Origin of the sequence: Sinorhizobium sp. 7-81, assembly GCF_030124405.1 — a bacterium.
GTDB classification, from domain to species: Bacteria; Pseudomonadota; Alphaproteobacteria; order Rhizobiales; family Rhizobiaceae; genus Sinorhizobium; species Sinorhizobium psoraleae.
On the sequence record NZ_JASKLT010000065.1, the window covers coordinates 1 to 1298 of the forward strand.

Sequence of the window (1298 nt, forward strand, 5' to 3'; positions counted from 1 at the left end):
CTGTGAGATGACCCACTCGGCGTTTTGGAGAACGGATAAGCTGCTCGCCTACTGCTGGAATTTGAAACCTTCGATTTGTTCGACGCGCCGGACTCCGCCGGAACCAACAAGCAAATCGAGGAAACAGAGTTGACAAAGCGAAAACGTAGACATCGCCGAAGCGTCGATGTTCGGATCAATTGGTTGCAACCATATGTCGACGGGTTCAGGGACTGGCTTGCCAAGCGGAATTATTCGACCGCGACGATAGCGGAGGTGGTGCGGCTATAGCCCGCAAAGCTGCGAGACATATGCATTCAGCTTCAAGCTGCTGTTCAACTTCGCAGCGAGACGCCTCGGCACTCGTCCGTCTCTGCTCACCATTGAAGACCTCGACGCGCCGATGATCGTCGCTTTCCTTGCGCACATTGAACAGGATCGCGGCAACGGCGCGTCCACGCGCACCGTGCGACTCCCCGCCATCAAGGCGTTCATGCGCTATATCGAGCACAAGGTACCCTCCGCACTGGAACAGATCGGCCGGGTCCATGCGATCCCGACCAAGCGCCATGCCCAGAAGCTCATTCGCCATCTGACGATGGAAGAGGTCTGCGCGATCCTCAACGCTCCCGACCTCGCGACGCGATCCGGGGTTCGCGACCGGGCGATGATGCACCTCTGCTTTGCCGGGAGCTTGCGGGTCTCCGAACTGGTTGGTGTCCTGACGGAAAACCTGTCGCTTCGACACGGCGCGAGCGTGACGGTTCGGGGCAAGGGCCGCAAGGAACGCTGCCTGCCGCTCTGGAAGGACACGGCGGAACCCTCGGAGCTGGCTGAGCGTGCGCGGCGCAGTCCGCGTACCGGAGCTCTTCGTCAATGCACAGGGCGAGCCGATGACCCGTGCCGGCTTTGAGTATGTGCTCGGTAAGCATGTCGGCAAGGCGGCCAAGAGCTGCGCATCGCTGCGCGACCGTCGCGTCTCACCTCATCAGCTTCGGCACGGCTGCGCAGTCGTCATGCTGCAGGCGATACGCGACGTCCTCAAGGTCGCCTTATGGCTCGGCCACGCCGACATCCGTACGACGGAGGTTTATCTCCGCATGGATCCGTCCGAAAAGCTGAAAGCGGTCGAGGCGGTCCCGCCTGAACTGAGGCGTGGCCGGTTCAAGGCACCGGATGCCCTGATCGCATCCTTGCTCTCGGACTTGGAAGCACCGGCGCAATCCGACCGGGTCCGCACCTGAGGCGGTTTTGCCGCACCAATATGATGCGTTCCGCTTCACCCGGCATCGTGCTCGACATGGTCTCTACCTTGTCGA

2 protein-coding genes are annotated in these 1298 nt (G+C 61.2%); both read left to right on the forward strand.

All coding sequences use genetic code 11. The features are described 5' to 3' along the window. Window positions 1–382: 382 nt before the first annotated feature. Entirely contained in the window at window positions 383–892 is a 510-nt protein-coding gene (locus tag QN224_RS33480) for a tyrosine-type recombinase/integrase (RefSeq protein WP_283980163.1), read from the forward strand. Beyond that, window positions 873–1223 carry a tyrosine-type recombinase/integrase gene (locus tag QN224_RS33485; protein ID WP_283980164.1) on the forward strand — a complete coding sequence of 117 codons (351 nt, stop codon included), beginning with the start codon at window positions 873–875 and terminating at the stop codon, window positions 1221–1223. The genes QN224_RS33480 and QN224_RS33485 overlap by 20 nt, the downstream gene beginning before the upstream one ends. The last annotated feature ends 75 nt before the right edge of the window (window positions 1224–1298 follow it).

What these genes read in the sequence shown, in the direction of transcription:
- QN224_RS33480 (WP_283980163.1), top strand. Translation starts at nt 383, where the DNA reads ATGATCGTCGCTTTCCTTGCGCACATTGAACAGGATCGCGGCAACGGC.
- QN224_RS33485 (WP_283980164.1), top strand. Translation starts at nt 873, where the DNA reads ATGACCCGTGCCGGCTTTGAGTATGTGCTCGGTAAGCATGTCGGCAAG.